Raw genomic sequence first — 7,457 nt, 5'->3', positions numbered from 1 at the left:
CGCTTACCGCTCATGGGCACCTCTCTTTAAGCCATCTTAAATGACTCTGAGGTGTCTGTTAAACCCATAGCGATTCAATAGCCGTCATAAAGTCTGTTCTCTCAGGTGGCAAGAAAGGTGTCAGACTAACTATTCGTAATGCAGCAGGGAAAACTATTGGCTACGGCTTCAAACGAGGAGACAGCCAGCGGATTGCCATGACAAATGTGAGAGTGGTCATTGAATTTCAAAAATTTAACGGCAAACCCTATTACATTCTCACCGCGTTCCCGTCTCTTTAAGGTGCAAAATGCAAAATTTCCATTTTCTTGATCAACTGATTTTCGGTTATTTCAATCAGGACGCCGACATCATTAATGATGGTGAAAACACAGTTGAAGGCATAGTCAGGCTCTTCAAAAAAACAGCCCCAGATTGGATGCTCAAAGATCTCGTCGAAGAAGTCGATGATTTTATCTCCGCCTATGATGATGGCGTAGAGGAGGAGTTCAAGCGACGCTATGAGTTTGATTTCTCACCTGAGCTTTGGGATACCACCGCACGCGAATTCCTAAAAACAGTACGTCAAATCTCACTATAGGATTGAGAGGTATGGTGATACTGAACCTGGCCCCTACTCATAATGCCATGCGGCTGGCTTTTCTTCTGTTATGCCCCATGTTCTTAATGCGTGAGTCCCCTGAAATGCGGTATAAAGCCGCATGAAAATTCCAAACCGAATCCAACCGCTGGTCGATGACGGCCTGATTGATAACGTGCTTCAGCGCTTGAAAAGCGGCAAAGAAGCTGACGTTTACACTGTCATGTGCGGCGGCAAAGTCCAGTGCGCTAAAGTCTACAAAGAAGCTTCTCAGCGTAGCTTTAAGCAGGCCGTGCAATATCAGGAGGGGCGCAAAGTTCGCAACTCCCGCAGTGCGCGTGCAATGCAAAAAGGCTCCAAATTCGGACGCAAGCAGCAAGAGGAAGTCTGGCATACTGCAGAAGTCGATGCGCTGTTCCGCCTGGCCAAAGCCGGCGTTCGCGTGCCTGAACCCTATATGTGCCTCGACGGTGTACTGTTGATGGAGCTGGTCACTGATGCAGATGGCGCAGTAGCACCACGTCTGAGCGATGTGATTTTGTCGCAAGAGGAAGCTCTGACTGATTTCGCCACCATGATTCGCAATATCGTACGCATGTTGTGTGCCGGCATTGTGCATGGCGATCTGTCAGAGTTTAACGTTTTGCAAGATGAGCATGGCCCAGTGATCATCGACCTGCCTCAAGCGGTGGATGCTTCAGCAAACAACCACGCCGAATCAATGTTTGAGCGCGATGTGAATAACATCACCGAATATTACGGTCAGTTTGCCCCGCAGATTTTAGAAACGCGTTATGCGAAGGAAATCTGGCAGCTGTTTGAAGATGGCAAGTTAACGCCTGAAACTGCTTTAACCGGCCTCTTTGTAGAAGAAGTTCATGATGTGGATATGGACTCCCTGCTGGATGAAATCATTTCTGCGGAAGATGAGTATTACGATCGCCAGCGAGCGGCTAAAGAGCGGGATGAAGAATAGTCAGCCAGCCTGATTCGCTGGCTTTAAGTTATAGTAAAACCACTCTTCAAATTTCACCTGCTAAACAGATACATGTGCAGCCCGTCACTCTCATTGCCAGGCTAAAAAGCTGTTTCTCATCTCATCAATGGCGCTGGGTGAAAGCAGCAGCACAGATTTAAGACTCACCTCAATACGTTCAATGATGGCTTCTCTCGGCCCTGAACGCCACGCCTCGCTGGCATAAAATGCTTCCAGAACATCGTGCATTTCCTCTTCATTTTCAAATGCTCGAAGAAGAAAATAGCTATCAGCATCATGGAGAGAACAACCGTAAGCGACGACATCAATTCCCTGCTCGACGTGCAGAGGAACACTGATATCTCGCATGATTCGATGGAAGGTTCTGCCTGTATCTGTTTTCAACCGATATTGCAGGATTTCAACAACTCTACTTTTCATCTCTCATCCTTAAGACATTTTTTTTGTGATTATGGCGGCACTAAAATTACCCTTTACCAGAAAAAGATACAGTGTCAGATCCACTAAAGCTGAGGCGACTCACAACTCTCATCGGCTTGCCTGAAGTGCCTTCAGGCTGAGCACATAGCAGCATGGCTTAAAATGCTCATTTCTCGCACCATCCAAACTCGATGATTCAATTAAGGTTATTCCTGGAGCCAATTCTGGCTGAGCGTGCCATTGTTAACTACGCTCATAACTCATAGAGCGATTGATGAGGGAATATTCATGAAAAAGACAATTATTGCTGTATCTGCCCTGCTGCTGGCTTCTTCGGCTTTTGCCGCTACCACACATGCAACTGACGACACCGTCGCGAACGCACAAGCGGGCGCAAACACCGCCAAAGAGAAGCTGCATCAGGCGCAGCATCAGGGCGAAGAGCAGAAGCTGAAAGCCAAGCATGCTGTTGAAGGTAAGAGCGACAGCACCAGCAGCAAAGTGAGCGAAGGCGCACAGAAAGGCTGGAACAAAACCAAAGAAGGCACTGAAAAAGGGTGGGATGCTACCAAAGAAGGTGCGACTAAAGGCTGGAACAAAACCAAAGAAGGTGCCAGCGATCTGAAGAAGAAAGTGACTGAATAAGTTCTTCTGACAGAATCCCGAAAGGCCGCGATTGCGGCCTTTTTTCGTTTTTGCCGCTTTGCGTCCGGCTCGATATCGACTTACACTTCGCTCAACACTCATTAACCATTTTTTCTTATGTCTGACACCTTCAAACGCCAGCCCTTGCCTTTACCCAACGGTCACAACAAAGTGCTGTTGCACTCCTGCTGCGCACCCTGCTCGGGTGAGGTGATGGAAGCGATGCTGGCTTCCGGAATCGATTACACCATCTTCTTTTACAACCCAAACATTCATCCGCTGAAAGAGTACGAGCTGCGCAAAGAAGAAAATATCCGCTTTGCTGAGCAGTTCGGTGTGCCTTTCGTGGATGCCGATTACGATAAAGATAACTGGTTTGATCGGGCACGCGGCATGGAGTGGGAACCGGAGCGTGGCGTACGCTGCACCATGTGTTTCGACATGCGCTTTGAACGTACTGCGCTGTATGCACATGAAAATGGCTTCCCGGTGATCACCAGTTCGCTGGGTATTTCGCGCTGGAAGGACATGAAGCAGATTAATGACTGCGGTGTGCGTGCAGCAGCGCACTATCCTGACATGCTGTATTGGGAGTTTAACTGGCGTAAAGGCGGCGGATCATCACGCATGATCGAGATCAGCAAGCGCGAGCGTTTCTATCAGCAGGAGTACTGCGGCTGCATCTACTCGCTACGCGACAGCAATCGCCATCGCGTGGCCAGCGGGCGCGAACGCATTGAAATTGGTGTGCAGTACTACCAGCCCGACGAATAAACAATTAGCCTGCTGGCATCGGTTAGCAGGCGCTTACTCTCACCAGGCTAATTGCCTGCCGCTGTAATCGACGTAATGATGTCCGCCCTGCCCGGCAAAACGGTTCAGTTGCGCCACTAATCCCTGAGCACTTTCCACCGCAGTAATATCCGCATCATCACCGCCCATATCGGTTTTCACCCAGCCCGGATGCAGTGACAGCAAGGTTGTGCCACGCGGATCCATTTGCTGAAGCAGCGTACGGCTCAGCATATTCAGCGCCACCTTACTGGCAGAGTAATACGGACGAATCGCCTCGGCATTCTCCGTCAGGCTGCCGAGACGAGATGTGGTGATACCAAGCACGCCCTGTTTTTCCGACAGCAAGGGTAGCAGGCCTTCAGCCATACGCACCGGTGCAACACTGTTGGTCATAAACAGTTGCATCAATTCATCATCGGGAGTGGCGATCAATTCCATTGAATCCGGGCCGAGAATCCCGGCATTGATCAGCGCGCGATCAAACTGCTCGCCTTTGAGCTGCTGAAGTAATTGCTCACGCTGTGTGGCAATAGTGATATCCAGCGGCAGCCAGCGCAGTTTTTCATGCTGATAGGAAACGGCAGTGCTGCGATAAGTGGCCGTGACGTCCCAGCCATCGGCCAGCAGTTGCTGCACCACCGCCAGTCCAATCCCCTTTGAAGCACCGATAATTAACGCGCGTTTTGTTTGGCTCATTTGTCCCTTCCCGCAGTTAAAAGGCAAAAAGGGCAGGATAACCTGCCCTTGGTTTGACTAACGAAACACCAACGTTAGCACAACAATCACCACCATCATGATTAGCAGATGGCACACCACCTTATTAAGATTCCGATTCCGCATAGCACCTCCATGGAGTTAGAACCACTGGCCGAAGCGTTTGATGTAGAGCATTTTCATGCCCTGTGCGACCACGCAGTAACCTAACAAGGTCGCGACCAGCCATGGGAAGTAAGCCCAGGGCAACGGGGTCAATCCCACCATGTGTCCCAACGGGGAGAATGGCAGCAGAATGCCTGCAATCATCACACACGCCGTAGTCAGCAGCACCGGCAGTGCAGCACGGCTCTGGATGAACGGAATTTTCTGGGTGCGCAGCATATGCACCACCAGCGTCTGCGACAGCAATCCTTCTACAAACCAACCGGACTGGAACAGTGACTGCATTTCCGGCGTGTTGGCGGCAAACACGTACCACATCACAGCAAAAGTCGTGATATCAAAGATTGATGATGTAGGCCCAATCCACAGCATAAAGCGTTTGATATTGCGCGCGTCCCATTTGCGCGGTTTGCGCAGGAATTCACGGTCCATTTTGTCCCATGGCAGCGCCAGCTGAGACAGGTCATACATCAGGTTCTGAATCAGCAAGTGAATCGCCAGCATTGGCAGGAACGGAATAAAGGCGCTCGCCACCAGCACAGAGAACACGTTGCCAAAGTTGGAACTGGCGGTCATGTTCAGATACTTGATGATGTTGCCGAAGGTTTCGCGTCCTTTCATCACCCCCTCTTCCAGCACCATCAGATCTTTTTCCAGCAGGATGATGTCAGAAGACTCTTTCGCGATGTCTGCTGCACTATCCACTGAAATCCCGACATCGGCATCACGCAGGGCTGGCGCATCATTAATCCCATCGCCGAGGAAACCGACGGTGTGTCCTTGCTGCTGCAATGCACGCAAGATGCGAGATTTCTGCAGCGGCGTCAGTTTGGCAAACACCGCGCTGTGCGCTGCCGCCTCTGCCAGTTGCTCGTCGCTCATCATCGCGATCTGATCGCCAGTCACGATATCGCCACTGTCGATACCGACTTGCTGGCAAATACGTGCGGTGACCACCGGGTTGTCGCCGGTCAGCACTTTGACGCTGACGCCGTTTTCACGCAGCGCGTTAATGGCTTTGGCGGCACTCTCTTTAGGTGGATCGAGGAAAGTGAGCAACCCTTCCACGGTTAACCCTTGTTCATCCGCCACACTCAATGCCTGCTGCAAGCCCGGCTCTTCCAGTACACGACTCGCCACCAGCAATACACGGAAACCTTGCTCGTTGTACTGGTGTGCCAGAGCTAACAATTCTGCACGGCGTTTTTCATCCAGCGGCTGAACCAGTTTTCCTTCACGCTCAGCCGTAGCGATGCTCAGCATCTCTTCTACCGCGCCTTTACAGATCAGCATCTGTTGATTCAGACGACGATCGCGCACCACAACAGAAACACGGCGACGCACAAAATCAAACGGCAACTCATCCACTTTGGCGTAATAGTCGCCCATGTCCGCCGTTACACGATCCTTGCCGTAGCGCAGAATCGCACGATCCATCAGATTCGGCGTGCTGCTCTGATAGTGGCTGTTGAGCCAGCTCAGCATCAGTACGCGAGAGTTTTCCACCCCGGCGCAATCCAGATGATGCTCAAGAATGATATTGTCCTGGGTCAGCGTGCCGGTTTTATCGGTACACAGGATGTCCATCGCGCCGAGGTTTTGAATCGCATTCAGCCGTTTCACAATCACTTTGCGGCGTGACATGGCAATCGCACCTTTCGCCAGATTCGAGCTGACAATCATCGGCAGCATTTCCGGCGTCAGACCGACCGCAACCGCCAGCGCAAACAACGACGCATCCAGCCAGTCGCCTTTGGTTAGCCCGTTAATCAGCAGCACCACCGGCACCATCACCAGCATGAAGCGGATCAGCAGCCAGCTGACGCTGTTCACACCGCGATCAAAAGCAGTTTGCGAGCGATTACCGACAATCGATTTCGCCAGGCTGCCAAAGTAGGTTTCGCCGCCGGTTGCCACTACCACCGCTTTGGCGCTGCCGCTGGAGACGTTGGTGCCCATCAGACACACGCTACCGAGTTCCAGCAGTGAAGCCCCGTGATCGCTCGCTCCCGCGCCTTTGCTGGTGACGTGGCCCGTGACGTCATATTTCTCAACGGGCAGTGATTCACCAGTCAGGATCGCCTGGCTGATAAACAGGTCACGCGAATCCAGCAAACGTACGTCGGCAGGCACCAGATCGCCAGCCGATAGATAGATAATGTCGCCGGGGACTAAAGTGGCAATATCCACTTCCTGTCTAGCCGGGGGCTGTTGGGCAGATTCCCGACGCAGTACGGTAGCGGTAGTGCGCACCATGGATTTCAACGCCTGCGCGGCTTTATTGGTGCGGAACTCCTGCCAGAAGCGCAGCAAACCGCTGAGCGTTACCATCGTCACAATGATGATGACACCGGTCAGGTCGGTCTCCTCGCCTTTACGAAATGGCAGCAGGTAGTCAGTGAAAAAACTCACCGCTGCCAGCGCCATTAATACGTAGATGAAGGGGTTATTGAATGCCTGGATCAGCTGAATCAGCGCGTGCGGCGCTTTATCATGCGCCACTTGATTGCGGCCATAGACTTCCAGACGCGCTTCGGCTTCGCGTTCGCTCAGGCCCAGCGCATCACTGCGCAGGCGAACGAGGGTTTCATCGGCGGTGAAACCGGCTTCATCTTCAATCAGATAGCGCGGCGTTTTCTGACGCTGCGGGCGGGCGTTGCTCCAGGATTTTTTTTCCTGGTTGAGTTTCATGTCAGTCATGATGACATTCCTCTTTTTTTACGGCAATAAAAGTCCCAGTGCATGAAGCACACAATTCGGGATAAATTAAATTAACGACGATGCGTTAGATGATTAAAAATAACCTATCGGGAATTTCCATATGACCTCCCGTAAATAAAAGACGAAGAAATTCGCTCGTTAAAATAACGAGAAATAGCGATGACGATGTCAATGATGCCGCTGAAAGCGATCTTCAGTCAGTCCAGATTTGCCAGGTAGCCTGAGCACGGACGTGCCAAAACGCGCTAAAACATCGGTTAATTATGCACGCTGAAAATCAGCGCGCGCATCGAGGTGGAGGAAAAAGTGCGTTTAAAATCATGTGCATGATGAAATCCCCACGGGCATCAACCCGCTACTGTCGTTTAAAGGGGAACAATCATCAGAGAGAAGAGAGGATTGCTGCCCGCCGTGTTGGCA

Annotated in this window: 8 protein-coding genes; 5 read left to right on the top strand and 3 right to left on the bottom strand. The window is 51.4% G+C overall.

The genetic code is table 11. The features are described from left to right. Window positions 1–77: 77 nt before the first annotated feature. From JK231_RS24235 to JK231_RS24225, 3 genes are all read left to right on the top strand, one after another. Complete coding sequence (locus JK231_RS24235) at window positions 78–281, top strand: RNase A-like domain-containing protein (RefSeq protein WP_211729816.1); 204 nt, start codon at window positions 78–80, stop codon at window positions 279–281. Between the two features lie 8 nt (window positions 282–289). Continuing rightward, a complete protein-coding gene (locus JK231_RS24230; protein ID WP_211729815.1) occupies window positions 290–580 on the top strand; it encodes a contact-dependent growth inhibition system immunity protein in 291 nt (96 codons plus the stop codon). Between the two features lie 121 nt (window positions 581–701). Next, the gene (locus tag JK231_RS24225; RefSeq protein ID WP_160834644.1) at window positions 702–1,556 is read left to right on the top strand and encodes a PA4780 family RIO1-like protein kinase; all 855 of its coding nucleotides are present in this window, start codon (window positions 702–704) and stop codon (window positions 1,554–1,556) included. 90 nt (window positions 1,557–1,646) lie between these two features. Here the strand turns inward: JK231_RS24225 and JK231_RS24220 are convergent, their stop codons facing one another. After that, window positions 1,647–1,997: an NIPSNAP family protein gene (locus JK231_RS24220; RefSeq protein ID WP_160834643.1), complete on the bottom strand. Its 351-nt coding sequence runs from the start codon at window positions 1,995–1,997 to the stop codon at window positions 1,647–1,649. Between the two features lie 288 nt (window positions 1,998–2,285). Between JK231_RS24220 and JK231_RS24215 the strand changes: the two genes are divergently transcribed. Both JK231_RS24215 and JK231_RS24210 read left to right on the top strand, forming a co-directional pair. Beyond that, window positions 2,286–2,642: a hypothetical protein gene (locus JK231_RS24215; protein WP_038645311.1), complete on the top strand. Its 357-nt coding sequence runs from the start codon at window positions 2,286–2,288 to the stop codon at window positions 2,640–2,642. Between the two features lie 117 nt (window positions 2,643–2,759). Continuing rightward, complete coding sequence (locus tag JK231_RS24210; protein ID WP_034825520.1) at window positions 2,760–3,416, top strand: epoxyqueuosine reductase QueH; 657 nt, start codon at window positions 2,760–2,762, stop codon at window positions 3,414–3,416. Between the two features lie 39 nt (window positions 3,417–3,455). Here JK231_RS24210 and JK231_RS24205 read toward each other — a convergent pair whose 3' ends face one another. Both JK231_RS24205 and mgtA read right to left on the bottom strand, forming a co-directional pair. Next, a complete protein-coding gene (locus tag JK231_RS24205; protein WP_097118685.1) occupies window positions 3,456–4,133 on the bottom strand; it encodes an SDR family oxidoreductase in 678 nt (225 codons plus the stop codon). A gap of 159 nt (window positions 4,134–4,292) precedes the next feature. Further along, window positions 4,293–7,016 carry a magnesium-translocating P-type ATPase gene (mgtA, locus tag JK231_RS24200; RefSeq protein WP_211729814.1) on the bottom strand — a complete coding sequence of 908 codons (2,724 nt, stop codon included), beginning with the start codon at window positions 7,014–7,016 and terminating at the stop codon, window positions 4,293–4,295. Window positions 7,017–7,457: the final 441 nt, after the last annotated feature.

It is taken from the genome of Pantoea sp. JGM49 (genome assembly GCF_018257655.1).
GTDB lineage: Bacteria > Pseudomonadota > Gammaproteobacteria > Enterobacterales > Enterobacteriaceae > Pantoea > Pantoea communis.
The sequence above is the reverse complement of the archived record's forward strand: the minus strand, read 5'-3'. Positions and strand labels throughout refer to the sequence as shown.